This is a genomic window from Pseudoduganella sp. jia 9 (assembly GCF_055502615.1).
The window spans coordinates 18,124-34,815 of the sequence record NZ_JBUPWE010000012.1 but is presented as its reverse complement, the minus strand read 5'-3'; the positions used below and the strand labels follow the sequence as shown (position 1 = coordinate 34,815).

Sequence of the window (16,692 nt, the reverse complement as noted above, 5' to 3'; positions counted from 1 at the left end):
TGAAGTCGACAGTGCATTACCGAAGCATAGTCGCGCGCCATGGCCACGAAGCCTCCAGAAACAGCCCCACGAACCGCCGCGAAATACAGCCGCGAACCATCGTCCCCAAGGACAGAAGCATAGCCATAGAACTGAAGCCATGATTGCCCTCGACCTCGAAAACATCAACGTTACCTCGTTCGCGTCCATGCCCACGCCGGCCGAACTGCACGCCAGGCTCCCCATGACGGAAAAGGCGTTCGCCACCGTTACCAAGGGCCGCGAAGACCTGCGCAATATCCTCGACCGCAAGGACAAGCGCCTGTTCGTCGTGGTCGGGCCCTGCTCGATCCACGACCCGGTCGCCGGCCTGGACTATGCCCGCCGCCTGAAAGCGCTGCAGGAAGAGGTCAAGGACACGATGCTGCTGGTGATGCGCGTGTATTTCGAGAAGCCGCGCACCACCACCGGCTGGAAGGGCTATATCAACGATCCGTTCATGGACGATTCGTTCCGGGTCGATATCGGCATGGAAAAGGCGCGCCAGTTCCTGCTCGACGTGTGCGAGCTGGGCTTGCCTACCGCGACCGAGGCGCTCGATCCGATCTCGCCGCAATACCTGGGCGACCTGATCGCCTGGACCGCGATCGGCGCGCGCACCACGGAATCGCAGACGCACCGCGAAATGTCGTCCGGCCTGTCGACGCCGGTCGGTTTCAAGAACGGCACCGATGGCGACATCAGCATCGCGATCAACGCGATCCTGTCCGCCGCCAATCCACATGCGTTCCTGGGCATCAATGGCGAAGGCAACGTGTCCGTCGTGCGCACGCGCGGCAATGCCTATGGCCACGTGGTGCTGCGCGGTGGCGATGGCCGCCCGAACTACGATTCCGTGTCGGTGACGATCGCCGAGCAGGCGCTGGCGAAAGCCAAGCTGCCGGCCAATATCGTGGTCGACTGCTCGCATGCGAACAGCTACAAGAAGCCGGAACTGCAGCCCCTGGTGATGACGGACGTGACCAACCAGATCGTGCATGGCAACCGCTCGCTGGTGGGCGTGATGATCGAGTCGAACCTGTGCGCCGGCAACCAGAAAATTCCCGCCGACCTGTCCGAACTGAAGTATGGCTGCTCGGTGACGGACGCCTGCATCGACTGGGACACCACCGTGCAGATGCTGAAGACGGCCGACGCGGAACTGCGCCGCCGGCCGTAAGCCAGGCACCTATATATAGGTGCTGGCCAGCGGCGCCACGCCGTACGTGCCGGCCAGCGCCGCCTCGGCCCGGCTGGCCGGCGCATTCAGCTCCAGCAGGTCCAGGTAGACCTTGCCGTCCTCCACCTTGACGCTGTAGCGCCGCGTGCAGCCCTGTTCCGGCGCCACCGCGCAGCCGGATTCAAGGGCGATGTTCCACTGGTGTTGCGGGCACTCCACGTGCTCGCCCAGCACCATGCCTTGCGACAGCAGGGCTCCCTTGTGCGGACAACTGTCCAGCAGCGCATAGATGCGGTCGTCGACCGTGCGGAACACCGCCACGCCGGGCAGTTCCTGCCATGCCAGGCCGCGCGGCACGTGATGCGCGCCTCCCGGCGTAATATCCTTGACCTTGCAAACCATTTTCCAATGTTCGGGCATTGCTTCTCCTTCCACGGCATATGGCCGCAATGGGAAAGAAGTAGCAAGAGCGATGCCATCGGCACGGCGGCAAACCTGCCCGCTCCGGCCCATGCCCGCACTGCCGCGGTGCGGCGGCGCCCCTTGCTGTGGCAGTGATAGCGCCGGCTGCCCCGCTGATACGGCTGCGGCTTTCCGATACAATGGCGGATTGCCCTTCATTTCCAGCTGTTTTTTCATCAACAGCGCTTTATTACAGCCCTCTTCCTATGATCGTTCTCGGCGTTGAATCCTCCTGTGACGAAACCGGCCTGGCCCTGTATGACACCGGCCGTGGCCTGCTCTCGCATGCGCTGCACTCGCAGGTGGCGATGCACGAGGAGTATGGCGGCGTCGTGCCGGAACTGGCGTCGCGCGACCATATCCGCCGTGCGATTCCGCTGCTGGAGCAAACGCTGGACGGCGCCGGCATCGCCGCGGCCGACATCGACGCCATTGCGTATACGCAAGGCCCCGGCCTGGCGGGCGCATTACTGGTCGGTTCGTCGATCGCATGCAGCCTGGGCCTGGCGCTGGACAAGCCGGTGCTGGGCATCCATCACCTAGAAGGCCACCTGCTGTCGCCGCTGCTGGCGTCCGATCCGCCCGAGTTTCCGTTCGTGGCGCTGCTGGTGTCCGGCGGCCATACGCAGCTGATGCGGGTCGATGGCGTGGGGCAGTACGAACTGCTGGGCGAAACCCTGGACGATGCGGCCGGGGAAGCGTTCGACAAGTCGGCCAAGCTGCTGGGCCTGGGCTATCCGGGCGGGCCGGCCATTTCGCGCCTGGCCGAATTCGGCGATCCGGCCGCCTACAAGCTGCCGCGGCCGATGTTGCATTCGAAAGACTTGAATTTCAGCTTTTCCGGCCTGAAGACGGCCGTGCTGACGGTGGTGAAGAAACAGGCGCTGACCAATGTTTGCGAGCAGGACAAGGCCAACATCGCGCGCGGGTTCGTCGATGCGATCGTCGACGTGCTGGTGGCGAAATGCGTGGCGGCGCTGAAGCAGACGGGCCTGAAGCGGCTCGTCATCGCCGGCGGCGTTGGCGCGAACAGCCAGCTGCGCGCCGCGCTGAACGCGGCGGCAGCAAAAGGTGGTTCAGGCAAGCGCTTCCGCGTGTATTACCCCGAGCTGGAGTTCTGCACCGATAACGGCGCGATGATTGCTTTTGCCGGCGCGATGCGGCTGTCGATCAATCCTGGTGCCGCACGCCGGGAGTATGCGTTCAATGTGCGGCCGCGCTGGCCACTGGATGAGCTGAAGGTAGTCTGACGGCGGACGCCGCCCTTCAGGCGCCCAGCAGCATTGCCGCCAGGCCGACCAGCGCCAGCAGGCCGCCCGCCGCCACGGCACCGGTCTTCACATGTTTCTTGCGCATGCCTTCCACGCGCTCGCTGCGCAGTGGCCTGCCCGGATCCCGCTCCCGTGGAGTCGGCTTGGTGGAAGTCGAAACAGATTCGCTCATGGTGCACTCCTATGGGGATTTGTCTATACGAGACAATGTAGCAGCAATTGGCGTGCCATGGCCACGAAAATGAAACGGTCGTGGCTGGATTGACAATGGCCGAGCGAGCCGATGCCGGTTCCCTCCTGGATACTACTGCGCCTCCGGTGGCAACCCCTCCCCGCAGCTCTTGCAGAAGCGCGCGCCCTCCTCGTGGCCGCCTGCCAGGCAGCGGGTGCAGGTGCGCGTGGTGAGGGCGCGCACGCCGCGCTGGTGGGTGATCTCGGAGCTGATGATCCCGGTCGGCACCGCCAGGATGCCCCAGCCCAGCAGCATCATGAACGAGGCGATCGCGCGGCCGATATCGGTCTTCGGCACCAGGTCGCCGAAGCCGACCGTGGTCACGGTCGAGATCGCCCAATAGACGCCCGTCGGGATGCTGGTAAAGCCGTGCCGCGGCCCTTCGACCACGTACATCACCGTGCCCAGCAGGAATACGATCAGGAACACGACCGACAGGAAGATCAGGATCTTGCGCCGGCTGGCCAGCAACGCATCGCCGAGCATGCTGTACTCCTGGATGTACAGCGTCAGCTTGAGGATGCGGAAGATGCGCAGCAGCCGCAGGATCCGCACGTCCAGCAGCACGTGCGAGCCGGGCACGAACAGCGATATATAGCTGGGCACCACCGACATCAGGTCGATGACGCCGAAGAAGCTGCGCGCGTAACGGTCCGGCCGCTTCACGCACAGCAGCCGGCCGATGTATTCGACCGTGAACAGCAGCGTAAACAGCCACTCGGCCGCCAGCAGCCATTGTCCATAGGCCCGCGCCACGGGAGCGATCGAGGTCAGCACCACGGTGACGACGGACAGCACGATTGCGCCGATCAGCACCAGGTCGAAGACCTGGCCCTTGCGGGTGTGCGATTCGAAGATGATTTCGTACAGCTCTTCGCGCCAGCCGCCATCGGGCTTGCCGAAATGCTGGTGCGGGTCGGCCGATTGCCCGGGCGGTGCGGGAGCCTTGGTGGGACGGTCGCTCATGGGGTGGTCACGCGGCGCTCACGGGTGGTCACGGGGGCACGGGTAGTCACGGGTAGTCAATGTAACGCCGGGCCCAGCAGGTCGGCGCGCGGGTAAGCCCAGCGCGGCACGTTGCCGCATGGCGCGCGGCCGGCGTCCGCGATATCCATCGTGGTGAAATTGCCGCGCGGCGTGGCCGAGAAACGCAGGTCGCTGGCCACTTCCGCGTCCACCGCCGGCATGCGTGCAAAGCGCAGCCACGCGTTCACATGGCAATCGCTGCTTGCCAGCGTGCGCAGCGTGGCCAGGCTGCCCTGCCATGCGGAAGCCAGGCTTACGCCGGCCGACTCCGTGTCACGGGCGGCCGGATCGGCAAACGCGGCCGGGCAATGCGCGAGCACGTCCGGCGCCAGGTTGAGCAGGCCGCGGCGGATGCGGTAGCTGCCCTGCCCGGCATTTTCCTCGATGGACACGAAGGACCAGCACAGCGGCTGTGCCGGGAAGGCCGTCATTGCCACGTCCAGCACGCGCGATGCCGGATCGGCTTTCTGCAGCGCCGCTTCCACGCGGGTCCGGCCTGCCGACGAGGCGCCGCCCTGCACGGCGATGAATGCTACCGAGACCAGCGCGGACAAGGCCAGCGCGCGCCGGCTCTGCATGCGCGTGATGCGCAGCGCCGCGATGACGCCGCCCATGGCGAGCAGGCCGGCCAGCGCGATGGGATCCAGGTAGCCGCGCCACGTCACGAAGCCGAGGAACAGCGCCAGCGCGGCCAATGCCAGGCTGCGCAGGAAGCGCCGCGGAATGGCCAGCGCCAGCGGCACGCCGAACGCGACCCAGAACACGGGTTCGACGATGAACACCAGGTCGCCGTAGAACCAGCGCGGATCGAACGGCGCCAGCGGATGGATGCCGTAGGAATTCAGGAAATCCATCGACATGTGCAGCAGGAAGCCGAGCCCGATGGCCAGGCCGAGTCCCAGCCGTGCCTGGCCGCTCCCCTTCAGCAGGCGGCGCGCGTTCGGCCACAGCAGCCACAGCGCGGCGAGCAGCAGCAGCGCCTGCGGCAAGGCATAGAGCAGCGTATGGGTATGGCCGCGATGGTGCAGCAGGTAGCCCAGCGGTGCCGGCAGCAGGTCTGTCAGCACCAGGTCCAGGTCGGGAAAATTGCTGGCGGCCGCGCAAGCCGTCAGCAGCAGGCGGTGGCGGGTGCGCTGCCGTGTTTCGTCCGGCTCGGCAGGCAGCGAGCGTTGCACCAGTTCGCCGATGCCGAGGCCGACGAAGGTGTGGGTAACATTATCCACTCAGCGGCTGACCTCGACCCCGTGCCAGAAGGCGATGCGGCCTTCGATGGCCTTGGCCTTTTCCTTCGCGGCCGGGTAGTACCAGGCGGCATTGCGGTTCAGCTGGCCATCCACCTCGATGTCGTAATAGCTGGCCACGCCCTTCCACGGACACAGCGTGGTATGGCTGCTGTCCTTCAGGTATTCGCGCTTGACGCGCTCGGGCGGAAAATACACGTTCTGCTCGACGATCTCCACCTCGTCGGCGGTGGCCTCGGCGATGACGGCGCCGTTCCAGATGGCTTTCGGCATGGCTGTTCTCCTGGTGTCTATAGTCCGATGATACGGTCCCGGCCGCGGGCACGCTTCCCTACTATGCATGGCCGGTCGAACAATATTTCGTGCCGCGGCAGTGTAGCCTAAAAGGCGGGCACCGGTCACACCGGCAAGCGCATTACTTTTCTTCCAGCAGCTGCCGCAGCGCGCCTTCGAATACTTCGGGCGGCTGGCCGCCGGAGATCAGGTGGCGCTGGTTGATGACGACGGCCGGCACCGAGCGTACGCCGGCCTGCTGCCAGTACTGTTCGAGCATGCGCACCTCGTCGGCGAACTGGCCGGATGCCAGCACCTGTCGTGCAGCCTCCCGGTCCAGCCCTGCCCGTTCGGCGGCGCGCAGCAGCACGTCGTGCGAACTGGGGTCTTCGCCGTTCGTGAAGTAGGCCTCGAACAGCGCGTGCTTCAGTTCCTTCTGGCGGCCGGCCTCCTCGGCCCAGTGCAGCAGGCGGTGGGCATCGAAGGTGTTGTAGATGCGGCTGCGCTTGTCCATCGCGAATGTGAAGCCGAGCGCCGCGCCGCGCTGGCGGATCATCTCGCGCGACTGTTCCTGCTGTTCCGGCGTGCTGCCGTATTTTTCGGCGATATGCTCGGTAATGTCCTGCCCTTCCTTGCCCATCTGCGGGTTCAGCTCGAAGGGCTGGAAGTGGAATTCGACGGCAGCTTCCGGGATGCGGGCCAGCGCGGTTTCCAGCGACTTCAGCCCGATGGCGCACCACGGGCAGGAAATGTCGGAAACGAAATCGATACGGAGGGGAGCGGACATGGCGGCCTTTCTGTACGGCCACCGGCGGCGGCCATCGGTTGCGCCGCCCACGATGGCGGCCCACGCATGATGAGGGCCGCTATCGGAATTGCAAGTCGGTCCTGCCTGCTTACCTCTTCTTCGCGGCGGCGGCCTTGTCCTTGCCCTTGCTGCCGATCCGGCTTTCCTTGCCGGCCATCAGGTTGCCGATGTTCTTCGCGTGGCGCCATACCAGCAGGCCGCTCATGGCCACCACGGCGAACAGTTGCGGTTCGACGCCGAACAGCAGGCCGTAGTAGAGCGGCGCGAACACGGAAGCGATCAGCGCGGCCAGCGACGAGTAGCGGAATGCATACGCGATGATCAGCCAGGTAGCCAGCGTGGCCAGACCGAGCCAGACGTTGAGCGCCAGCAGCACGCCGAGGGCCGTCGCCACGCCCTTGCCGCCCTGGAAGCGGAAGAACACCGGCCACAGGTGGCCGACAAACACGGCGATGGCCACCAGCGCGATGGTGCCATCGCCAATACCGAGCTGTCCGGCGAAGCGGATCACCAGCCAGACCGCGAGCCAGCCCTTGAAGGCATCGCCGACCAGCGTCCAGATCGCGGCGCCCTTGTTGCCGCTGCGCAGCACGTTGGTGGCGCCGGGGTTGCCGGAGCCATAGGTGCGCGGATCGGACAGGCCATAGACCTTGCTCACGACGACGGCAAAAGAGATCGAGCCGATCAGGTAGGCGGCAATCGCCAGCAGGAGGGTAGTCATTTCCTGAAATTATCCTATGTTTTGTTGGTGAAGCCAGCGCAGAGCCGGGCGGCGGACTGGCGGGCGGCGACTATACAGCACCCGCGTATCAGTCGGCCAGGGCGCAGGCGACCGGCCGCGCGCCCAGCACCTCGGTCAGCGCGCGCGGCGCGATGCCCACCAGGAAACCGCGCCGGCCGCCATTGATATAAATTGTTTCCAGTTCCAGGATCGACTCCTCCACGTACACCGGCATCGCCTTGCGCGTGCCGAACGGCGAGGTGCCGCCCACCAGGTAGCCCGAATGCCGTTGCGCCACGTCCGGCTTGCACGGTTCGACGGACTTGCAGCCGATGTTGCGCGCCAAATTTTTCGTCGACACCTTGCGATCGCCGTGCATCAGCACAATCAATGGCTTGGCGGCTTCGTCCTGCATCACCAGGGTCTTGACCACATGATGCTCGTCGACGCCGAGCTCGCGCGCCGACACCGAGGTGCCGCCGTGCTCTTCGTATTCGTACGGGTGTTCGCTGAACGGCACCTTGCGCTGCTTGAGGAGCGCGGTTGCCGGGGTCTCTGAAATGTGCTCTTTCTTGGCCATGCCGTGATACGATCATTGTGAAAAGGAGTTTCTCATTATGCAGGAAGAAATTCGCTTTGCCACCTTCAACGTCTGCAACCTCGCCCCGCCGGGCGCGAAATTGTACGACAACCTCGAGCCCCTGACTCCCGAAGGCTACGAAGCCAAGGCGAACTGGATCGCGCAGCAACTCGATCAACTCGATGCGGACGTGATCGGCTTCCAGGAAATTTTCTCGCAGGCGGCATTGCGCGACGTCTTGTCCCGCACCCGAAAGTACGGCGATGCGCTGCACGCCGGCTTCGACCCGGATCCCCATGCGCAGCGCCTGACGCCGAGCGTGGCCATCGTTTCGCGCCTGCCGTTCGCAGGCACGCCAGGCGTGTACGCCAACTTTCCCGCGGACGTTCCCTGTGATTCCGGCAGCCCGGATTCCGACCGTTTTGCCCGCGCGCCGCTGCATGTGCAGGTCGTGCTGCCGGGGGAGCGCATCGTGGACGTGGTGGTGGTGCACCTGAAATCGCGGCGCCCCGACTACCGCAGCGGCGATAGTGGCGAAGATCCGCTGCACCATGCGATGGCCAGCCTGCGCTCGCTCGTCTGGCGCGGCACCGAGGCGGTGGCCCTGCGCGTGCTGCTGTCGAAAATGATGCGGGAAACGCGCCGCCCCTGCGTGGTGCTCGGCGACTTCAACGACACCGCCGATGCCGTCACCACCACGATCGTGCTGGGCACGGGGGGTACGCGCAGCATCGGCAATGGCATCAATGGAACCAATGGCACCAATGGCACCAATGGAATCAATGGCGCCCAGGCCGAGGAACGCCGCAGCCGGCTGTACGACAGCAACCAGATCCAGCTTCGCCAGGATCACCTGCGCCACGTGGGGTATACCAGCATTCACGAGGGCCATTACTCGACGATCGACCATGTGCTCGTGTCGGAAGAATTCAACCGGCATTCGCCGCGCGCGATCGGCGAGGTGTTCGACGTCAGCTATTTCAACGACCACCTGCGGCTCGGGCGGCCCGAGGCATCCGACCACGGCCAGGTGCTGGTGCGGCTGCGGCTGTTCTGAACGCGCTGCGGGGAAATCCTAGCGCAGCCAGCCATCCACACCGGCCGGCCGCATGGCCGCTTCGGCCTGCCGTCCCTGGTACAGGTCGCAGCCTTCGCCGCGCAGGAAATCGAGCTGGCCGGGCGTTTCCACGCCTTCCGCGACCACCGTCATGCGCATGCTGCGCGCCATCGCGATGATGGTACGGATCACCGTTTCGTCGCACCCCTCCCGAAGGAAGGCCTGCGCGATCTTCAGCTTGTCGATCGGGTAATCCTTCAGCTGCCCGAGGCGGGACCAGCCGGTGCCGAAGTCGTCCAGCGACAACCGCACACCGAGCGCGCGCAGGCCGTGCAGCGTGGCGGCGGTGGCGCTGCCGCCCTTCATGATGATCGACTCCGTCAGTTCCAGCTCCAGGAACCGCGCGTCGAGCCCCGCAGCGTCCAGCGCGGCACGCACGCTGTCGATCAGGCCGCGCTGGACGAACTGCGTCAGCGACAGGTTGACGGCCACCGTCACCGCATGCCCGCCGTCATGCCAGCGGCGCGCATGGCGGCATGCTTCGCGCAACACCCAGTCGCCGATCGGCACCATCAGGCCGGCCTCTTCCGCCACGCCGATGAAGCGCTCGGGCAGCAGCAGGCCCAGCTCCGGGTGGCGCCACCGGATCAGCGCTTCCGCCGCCACCAGGGCGCCGCTGGCGATGTCCAGTTCCGGCTCGAAGGCCAGCTCGAACTGCCCTTCGGCCAGCGCGCGGCGCAAGCCCTGCTCGAACGACGCGCGTTCGACGATGCGCTCGTTCATCTCGGCGCTGAAGAACTGGAAGTTGTTGCGGCCGCCCTGCTTGGCGTGGTACATCGCGATGTCGGCATTCTTGACCAGCGTGTCGATGTCGTCGCCATCGCTGGGAAAGATCGATACGCCGATCGACGTGGACACGTGCATGTCGTGTTCGCCGATCGCATACGGCTGGCAGATCGCCTGCCGGATCGTGCCCGCCACGTGCGCCGCATGGTCGATGCCGCCGATGTCGGCCAGGATGATGACGAACTCGTCGCCGCCCTGGCGGCTGACGGTATCGACCTTGCGCACGCATTTCAGCAGGCGCGCCGCCACTTCCTTCAGCAACTGGTCGCCAACCTGGTGGCCCAGCGTGTCGTTGATCTGCTTGAAGCGGTCCAGGTCCAGGAACAGGATCGCCAGCATGCTGCCACTGCGGCGCGCGACGGACAGCGCGAGCGACAGGCGGTCCAGCAGCAGCACGCGGTTCGGCAGGTCGGTCAGGAAATCGTGCTCGGCCAGGTGGCGGGTCTGTTCTTCCGAGCGCTTGCGCTCGGTGATGTCGGAAACGATCGCCATGTAATTGCTGATCTGGTCGTGGCTGTCGCGGATCGCCGTCAGCGCCAGCCAGGCGGGAAACAGCTCGCCGCTCTTGCGGCGCGACCAGATTTCGCCCTGCCAGTGATCGGTGGCGAGCTGGTCCCATACCGTGCGGAAGAATGTCTCGTCTTCGCCGGAATGGTAGACCGACAGCGGCTTGCCCAGCATGTCGTCGCTGCCGAAACCGGTAATTTCCGAATATGCCCGGTTGATCGAGATGACATGGCGGTCGTGGTCCGTCAGCAGGATGGCATCGCGGCTGTTCTCGAACACCTGGGCCGCCAGGTACAGCGTACGCTCGGCGCTCTTGCGGACCGAGATGTCGCGCACCAGCACATAGAACAGGTGTTCGTGGTTCAGGGTGACGGACGTCATCAGCACTTCGGCCCAGAACAGCTTGCCGCCACAGTCGAGGTAGCGCCAGTCGTAGCGGCAGTTGCCGTGCTGGTGCGCCTGCTCTTCGAGCCGGCGCGCGCTGCCTTCGGACAACGCGCCGCCCGGTTGCTGCAAAGGCGAGAAATCGGCCAGCCGGCGGCCGATGAAGGTTGCCGGGTCCGGGCAGTTGAACAGGTGCAGCGCGGCGGGATTGGCCTCCTCGATCAGGCCGTCGCGCACCAGCAGGATCGCGTCATCGGACTTCTGGAACAGCTGGCGGAAATTCGCCCCGGCCATGGCCAGCGCATCTTCCTCCACCTTGCGCGAGGTGATGTCGACATCCATGCAGAACACCTGCGTCAGCTCGCCTTCGTGACAGACCGGCACCAGCGTGGAATACAGCCACAGCTCGCGGCCGCCGGCGGTGCGCACGCGCCAGTCGCCGATCGGCGAATGCTTGCCGGTGTGCCAGGCTTGCTCCACCAGCGCGTCGTGCTCCGCTTCGCGCTCGCCGCGCGAGAACAGGCTCTTCAGTGGCTGGCCAACCACCGCTTCCGGTGCATGGCCGGAGAGATCGGCACAGGCCTGGTTGCAAAAGCGGACCCTGCCAGCACGGTCGATACTGCACACCGCGACCAATGGCGTGAGTTCGAGCGCCGCGATGAGGCGGGAAATGAGGTCGAGCGCCGCCAGCGCCGGATTGGGCGCGGCATGCGTTGCAAAGGGGGAGAGATGATTTTGCGGGACCATCGTGCCATTCTTCCCGCCCTGCCCGGCGATCGCTTGCGCTGGCTCAAGAATGGCTGCGCACTAGGCACGATTGTTTCCGAAATACAAAATCAGGGAACAGCCACCGGAACCCGGGCAATCCTGCCCCGAATGCGGTCGCCATCCCGGTGTTCAGTGCGGCGGAGTAACGCCGACGCTCATTCCTGCCGCAGCGCCGTCGTATCTTCCTCGGCAGTGTCGAAACCCACCGTGTCGGCTTCCTGCTCACCGGCCGGGCGGTGTTTCGCTTCTTCCTTGCGCTTGGCCTTTTCCTCGGCCTTGCGCTTCTTTTCCAGCTCGCGCTGCCGTTTCTCGTACTGAAAATTCGTTTTTGCCATGACTACCTCCGTAGCACACATTATGCGACAGATTCAGCATCGCAGATTTCTCACCCCCGCGGATGATGTAACGCATGCAGCTGTTTCAACCGTTCGCGAGCCACGTGGGTGTAGATCTGGGTGGTCGAAATGTCGGCATGGCCCAGTAGCAGCTGCACCACGCGCAGGTCGGCGCCATGGTTGAGCAGATGGGTGGCGAATGCATGGCGCAGCGTGTGCGGCGACAGTGGTGCGGTGATGCCGGCCTTGTGCGCGCACTTCTTCACCACCACCCAGAACATCTGCCGCGTCATCGGCCCGCCCCGGCCGGTAACGAACAGGGCATCGTCCTGCTGGCCGTTCAGGATCACACCACGCCCTTCGCGCAGGTAGCGCTCGATCCATTGCCGTGCTTCGGCGCCGAACGGCACCAGGCGCGTCTTCGACCCCTTGCCGGTGATGCGGACCACGCCCTCGTTCAAGCCGAGCTCGGTAATCTTCAGCGCCACCAGTTCCGATACCCGCAAGCCGCTCGCGTACATCAGCTCCAGCATCGTGCGGTCGCGCAGGCCCAGCGGCTCGCCCACGGCTGGCGCTCCCAGCAAGGCTTCCACGTCGCTTTCCGACAACGTGTGCACGAAGCGTGCCGGCTGTTTTGCCGAGGCCAGCTTCAGGCAAGGGTCCTCGGCAATGCGCTGCACGCGCAGCGCCTGCTGGTAAAAACGTTTCAGCACCGACAGCCGCCGGTTCGCCGAGCTGGCCTTGGTATCGCCATGCCGGTCGGCGAAATAGCCGGCAATGTCGCCGGCCTGCGCGGCCAGCAGGCCGATTCCCGGGCGGGCCTGCGCCAGCCACGCGGAAAACAGCTTCAGGTCACGCCGGTAGGCATCGAGCGTGTTCTTCGACAGGCCATCCTCCAGCCACAGCGTGTCGCAGAACTCGTCGATCAGAGCAGGGTCGTTTGCTGCCATGCGTATTCGCGGTGCCCTTCGTGTGCCAGCAGCCAGCGCTTGACGTCCAGCGTGAAGCCATTGCGGTCGTCGCTGCCGGCAAAGCCGCCCAGCCCCTGGGCGCCCGTCACGCGATGGCAGGGTATGACCAAGGGGAAGTAATTGGCGCCGCAAGCCTGGCCCACCGCGCGCGGCATGGTGCCGACGAACTTCGCGATCTCGCCATAGGTGCGTACCTCGCCGCGGGGGATCGCCCGGATCGCCTCCCACACCTTGCGCTGGAATGCGCTGCCGACCTGCGCCAGCGGCAGGTCGAAGGCGAAGTCGGGATTCATGCAATAGTGCTGTACCTGGACCGCGGCACGTTCGGCCACCGCATCGGCGGGCGCCTTCTCGGCAAAGCCGGACGGCAGGTACACCAGCTCGCTGACGACGGCGCCGCCGGTGCGAATGCCGAGGGCCCCGAACGGGGTGGAAACGATCGCCGCGAAGAGATCGGCTGCTTGTTGTATTTGCGTCACAATTAACTCCAGACTACTGTGGCAAACATGCTACACGAACCCCGGCCGGCATACCAGATTCCGTCCCGCAGGGCTGGTTCGGCGGTTCGCGCAAGCCCGTCCGCCCGCATGACAGGCATGCGGTTTCACGCAATATTTCATGAAACGCCCAAGTCACGCGAACGGCACGGGCGAAAAAAAACGCACCTTCTGGTGCGTTTTAAGTAGTACTTGGCACGATTCCGGTTGTTTGGTCCCGCCGCGGCTGGCTTTTGGCCGCCTTCAGCAGTGATGCCAACAACATACTGTGAACCGCGTGTCTCCTCGATTATCGCCGTCTCCGGCATGCCTTTTTATTACCACTCCCCACTAACTCACGTATTCGTTGCTACCTTGGTGCATATCGTTATTTGCTGCACCAAACAGGAGCGATCATAACTGATCCAAACATGCTTTTCTCCTGTTTTTTTGTAGCAAGAAAATATTTTCGTTGAAATTAAATTAGGTATGGCAATGTTTCCGAAACTTTGGTAGGGGTGTCACATTCAGCCATACACCAGGTTCGGCAACCACAGCGAAATCTGCGGCACATAGGTCACCAGCATCAGGAAAGCCAGCATGGTCAGCAGCCAGGGCATCACGGCCACCGTCAGCTCCGAGATCCCCATCTTCGTGATGCCGGAGGCCACGTACAGGTTCAGTCCCACGGGCGGATGGCACATGCCCACTTCCATGTTGACGACGATGAGGATGCCGAAATGGACCGGATCGACACCGAGCGCGACCGCGACGGGGAACAGGATCGGCGCCATGATCAGCACGATCGACGACGGTTCCATGAAGTTGCCCGCCGCCAGCAGGATCACGTTGACCACCAGCAGGAAGGCCACTTTCCCCAGACCTTGCGCCGTCAGCCAGGCCGCCATTTCCTGCGGGATGTTCTCGCTCGTCATCAGGAAAGAGAACAGTACGGCGTTCGTGATGATGTACAGCAGCATGGCAGACATCGAAGCCGAGTCGAGCAGCACCTTGCCGACCTGGCGCAGCTTCAGATCCTTGTACACGAACACGGCAATGACGAACGCATACACGGCAGCCATCGCCGCCGCCTCGGTCGGTGTAAACAGGCCGGTGTAGATGCCGCCCATCACGATCAGGATCAGCAGCAGCCCCCACGCGCTCTTGCGGAATGCCGCCAGCCGTTCGGCCCAGGTGGCTTTGCGCATGCGTGGATAGCCGCGTTTCTTCGCCAGCACCCACGTCGTCAGACCCAGCAGGAACGCCAGCATGATGCCCGGCACCACGCCCGCCATGAACAGCGCGCCGACCGACGTATTCGTGGTGACCGAATACATCACCATCACAATCGACGGCGGAATCAGGATGCCCAGCGCGCCCGACGTGGTGATCACGCCGGCGCCGAAGCGCTTCGGGAAGCCCTGCTTCACCATCGCCGGCAGGATGATCGAACCGATCGCCACCACGGTGGCCGGGCTGGAGCCCGACACGGCCGCGAACAGCGCGCAGGCCAGCACGCCGGCCAGCGCCAGTCCACCGTGCCAGTGCCCGACCATCGACGTGGCGAAGTTGATCATGCGCCGCGCCACGCCGCCGTGGGTCAGGAAATTGCCGGCCAGGATGAAGAACGGAATCGCCATGATCTCGAATTTCTCGATGCCGGTGAACAGCTTCAGCGCCACCGCCTCGATCGGCACCTGCGTCATCGTGAACAGGAACGTCAGCACCGTCAGACCCAGCGAGATGGAGATCGGCATGCCGGTCAGCATCAGCACCAGCAGCAGGGTGAAAATGATCAGCGCGTTCATGCCTTCGCTCCCAGTTCGTCATCCAGCCCCTCGACATGGGCATGGTCGTGCTTCGGCAGGTCGCCGGTGCGCAGGAAATGCACCATCACCTGCAGGAAGCGGAAGCACATCAGCCAGGAACCGGCCGGCACCGCCAGGTAGACCAGCCACATCGGCACTTCGAGATCGGGCGACGTCTGGTCGGTGTGGCCGATATCCCACACGAACGATGCGCCGAGCGCGCCGACGATGCCGGTGAACAGCGCGCCGGCCAGCAGGCCGAAGACGATGAACTTGCTGCGCCACGGCGTGGAAAGCCGGTTGATGACGACATCGACGCCGACGTGGATGCCGGTGCGCACGCCATAGGCCGCGCCGAACTTGGCCATCCACACGAACATGTAGATGCACAGTTCCTGCGCCCAACTGGTATTGATCTGGATGAGTTCGTCCTGCAGCCACGGAATCGGCAAACCGGACAGGTAGCGGTGCACCACCGCCACGAAGATGATGAAGGTGGCCGCGCCCATCAGGGACGCAATGAGCCACTCTTCCAGGTGGTCCAGGAATTTCATGGTGACTTTCGGGAGCCGGCCAGGCGGCCGGTACGTCAGGAACAACAGGGCGGCAGGACGCCGCCCCACGGCGAATTACTTCGCGGTTTCCTTCGCGATCGCGTTGACGAGATCGGCGCCGATGCGGCCTTGCATCTGCTTGTGCACCGGCAGCAGCGCTTTCTTCCACGCCTCCTGCTGCTGTGGCGTCAGGGTGAGGAACTGGGTGCGGCCGGATTTCTTCATCGCATCCAGCGCCATGTCGTTGTCGCGCTGGGCGATTGCCTTTTCATACGTGGTGGCTTCGCGCATCGCCCCTTCGAGCGCGGTGCGGATATCGGCCGGCAAGCCATCCCAGAACTTCTTGTTGACGATGACGGCGTAGCCCAGGTAGCCATGGTTCGACAGCGTGGCGTACTTTTGCACCTCGTGCATCTTCTGGGTGTACATGTTCGACGGCGGATTCTCGGTGCCATCGACAACGCCCGTCTGCAGTGCCTGGTAGGCCTCGGAGAAGGCCAGCACCTGCGGGTTGGCGCCCAGCGCGCGCATCTGCGCATCGAGCACCTTCGAGGACTGGATGCGCATCTTCAGGCCGCGGAAATCGGACGGCAGGCCCAGGGGCTTGTTGGCCGACATGATCTTGAAGCCGTTATCCCAGTACGCCAGGCCGGTGATGCCCTTGCTCTCGAGCTTTTTCAGCAGGCTCTTGCCGATCGGCCCTTCGGTCACGTTGTACAGCGCCTGCTTGGTGGGGAACGCATACGGCAGGTCGAACACCTCGAATTCCTTCACGCCCAGCGGCCCGAACTTGGCCAGCGACGGCGCCAGCATCTGCACGGCTCCCAGCTGCAGGGCTTCGAGTTCTTCCTTGTCCTTGTACAGCTGGCTGTTCGGATACACCTCCACCTTCACGCGGCCGTTGGTGGCACGTTCGGCCAACTGCTTGAAGCGGGCGGCGGCCTGGCCTTTCGGCGTGTCGGTCGCCACTACATGGCTGAACTTGATGACGATGGGCGATTGAGCGAATGCGTTGGTGAAGCAGGCGGTCGCGGCCAGCGCAACCAGGATGGTCTTGAGCTTCATGCGTGTCCCCAAATATAGAAGTTACATTTATTATTCCTGCAATTACATTCTGCATAAGCCCCTGCCAAGGGGCTACTGTGGAAAACCACAATACCCGGCAGGACCAGAA

The 16,692-nt window shown here is 64.3% G+C and carries 18 protein-coding genes; 3 read left to right on the top strand and 15 right to left on the bottom strand.

The window, feature by feature from the left end; all coding sequences use genetic code 11:
* Positions 1-139: 139 nt before the first annotated feature.
* Positions 140-1,198: a 3-deoxy-7-phosphoheptulonate synthase gene (locus tag ACY34H_RS16895; protein ID WP_464978634.1), complete on the top strand. Its 1,059-nt coding sequence runs from the start codon at positions 140-142 to the stop codon at positions 1,196-1,198.
* 9 nt (positions 1,199-1,207) lie between these two features.
* Here ACY34H_RS16895 and nirD read toward each other — a convergent pair whose 3' ends face one another.
* Positions 1,208-1,618 carry a nitrite reductase small subunit NirD gene (nirD, locus tag ACY34H_RS16890; RefSeq protein WP_464978633.1) on the bottom strand — a complete coding sequence of 137 codons (411 nt, stop codon included), beginning with the start codon at positions 1,616-1,618 and terminating at the stop codon, positions 1,208-1,210.
* 248 nt (positions 1,619-1,866) lie between these two features.
* On the opposite strand from nirD, the gene tsaD reads away from it, so the two are divergent.
* Positions 1,867-2,910: a tRNA (adenosine(37)-N6)-threonylcarbamoyltransferase complex transferase subunit TsaD gene (tsaD, locus tag ACY34H_RS16885; RefSeq protein ID WP_464978632.1), complete on the top strand. Its 1,044-nt coding sequence runs from the start codon at positions 1,867-1,869 to the stop codon at positions 2,908-2,910.
* A gap of 16 nt (positions 2,911-2,926) precedes the next feature.
* Here the strand turns inward: tsaD and ACY34H_RS16880 are convergent, their stop codons facing one another.
* The 7 genes from ACY34H_RS16880 to ybaK form a co-directional block, all read right to left on the bottom strand.
* On the bottom strand, positions 2,927-3,103 hold the full coding sequence (locus tag ACY34H_RS16880; protein ID WP_464978631.1) for a hypothetical protein: 177 nt from the start codon (positions 3,101-3,103) through the stop codon (positions 2,927-2,929).
* A gap of 132 nt (positions 3,104-3,235) precedes the next feature.
* Positions 3,236-4,129 (bottom strand): ion transporter, encoded by an 894-nt coding sequence (locus tag ACY34H_RS16875; RefSeq protein ID WP_464978630.1) that lies wholly within the window; start codon positions 4,127-4,129, stop codon positions 3,236-3,238.
* 56 nt (positions 4,130-4,185) lie between these two features.
* The gene (locus ACY34H_RS16870; RefSeq protein WP_464978629.1) at positions 4,186-5,412 is read right to left on the bottom strand and encodes a metal-dependent hydrolase; all 1,227 of its coding nucleotides are present in this window, start codon (positions 5,410-5,412) and stop codon (positions 4,186-4,188) included.
* Positions 5,413-5,703: a DUF427 domain-containing protein gene (locus ACY34H_RS16865; RefSeq protein ID WP_464978628.1), complete on the bottom strand. Its 291-nt coding sequence runs from the start codon at positions 5,701-5,703 to the stop codon at positions 5,413-5,415.
* A 142-nt stretch (positions 5,704-5,845) separates the two neighbouring features.
* Positions 5,846-6,490 carry a DsbA family oxidoreductase gene (locus tag ACY34H_RS16860; protein ID WP_464978627.1) on the bottom strand — a complete coding sequence of 215 codons (645 nt, stop codon included), beginning with the start codon at positions 6,488-6,490 and terminating at the stop codon, positions 5,846-5,848.
* 109 nt (positions 6,491-6,599) lie between these two features.
* Positions 6,600-7,232 carry a glycerol-3-phosphate 1-O-acyltransferase PlsY gene (gene plsY, locus ACY34H_RS16855; protein WP_464978626.1) on the bottom strand — a complete coding sequence of 211 codons (633 nt, stop codon included), beginning with the start codon at positions 7,230-7,232 and terminating at the stop codon, positions 6,600-6,602.
* 88 nt (positions 7,233-7,320) lie between these two features.
* Positions 7,321-7,812 (bottom strand): Cys-tRNA(Pro) deacylase, encoded by a 492-nt coding sequence (ybaK, locus tag ACY34H_RS16850; RefSeq protein ID WP_464978625.1) that lies wholly within the window; start codon positions 7,810-7,812, stop codon positions 7,321-7,323.
* 37 nt (positions 7,813-7,849) lie between these two features.
* Between ybaK and ACY34H_RS16845 the strand changes: the two genes are divergently transcribed.
* The gene (locus ACY34H_RS16845) at positions 7,850-8,869 is read left to right on the top strand and encodes an endonuclease/exonuclease/phosphatase family protein (RefSeq protein WP_464978624.1); all 1,020 of its coding nucleotides are present in this window, start codon (positions 7,850-7,852) and stop codon (positions 8,867-8,869) included.
* Positions 8,870-8,887: 18 nt separating this feature from the next.
* Here the strand turns inward: ACY34H_RS16845 and ACY34H_RS16840 are convergent, their stop codons facing one another.
* The 7 genes from ACY34H_RS16840 to ACY34H_RS16810 all read right to left on the bottom strand — a co-directional run bounded on the left by ACY34H_RS16840 (position 8,888) and on the right by ACY34H_RS16810 (position 16,583).
* Positions 8,888-11,353, bottom strand: coding sequence for a sensor domain-containing protein (locus ACY34H_RS16840; RefSeq protein ID WP_464978623.1), 2,466 nt, complete (start codon positions 11,351-11,353; stop codon positions 8,888-8,890).
* A 176-nt stretch (positions 11,354-11,529) separates the two neighbouring features.
* Positions 11,530-11,709 (bottom strand): hypothetical protein, encoded by a 180-nt coding sequence (locus ACY34H_RS16835; protein WP_464978622.1) that lies wholly within the window; start codon positions 11,707-11,709, stop codon positions 11,530-11,532.
* A 50-nt stretch (positions 11,710-11,759) separates the two neighbouring features.
* A complete protein-coding gene (xerD, locus tag ACY34H_RS16830) occupies positions 11,760-12,659 on the bottom strand; it encodes a site-specific tyrosine recombinase XerD (RefSeq protein WP_464978621.1) in 900 nt (299 codons plus the stop codon).
* Positions 12,635-13,159, bottom strand: a complete 525-nt coding sequence (locus tag ACY34H_RS16825) for a methylated-DNA--[protein]-cysteine S-methyltransferase (protein ID WP_464978620.1) — start codon at positions 13,157-13,159, stop codon at positions 12,635-12,637. Before ACY34H_RS16825 ends, xerD begins: the two co-directional genes overlap by 25 nt.
* Before the next feature lie 524 nt (positions 13,160-13,683).
* On the bottom strand, positions 13,684-14,964 hold the full coding sequence (locus ACY34H_RS16820; RefSeq protein WP_464978619.1) for a TRAP transporter large permease: 1,281 nt from the start codon (positions 14,962-14,964) through the stop codon (positions 13,684-13,686).
* Positions 14,961-15,518, bottom strand: a complete 558-nt coding sequence (locus tag ACY34H_RS16815) for a TRAP transporter small permease (protein WP_464978618.1) — start codon at positions 15,516-15,518, stop codon at positions 14,961-14,963. The genes ACY34H_RS16820 and ACY34H_RS16815 overlap by 4 nt, the downstream gene beginning before the upstream one ends.
* A 75-nt stretch (positions 15,519-15,593) precedes the next feature.
* Entirely contained in the window at positions 15,594-16,583 is a 990-nt protein-coding gene (locus tag ACY34H_RS16810; RefSeq protein ID WP_464978617.1) for a TRAP transporter substrate-binding protein, read from the bottom strand.
* Positions 16,584-16,692: the final 109 nt, after the last annotated feature.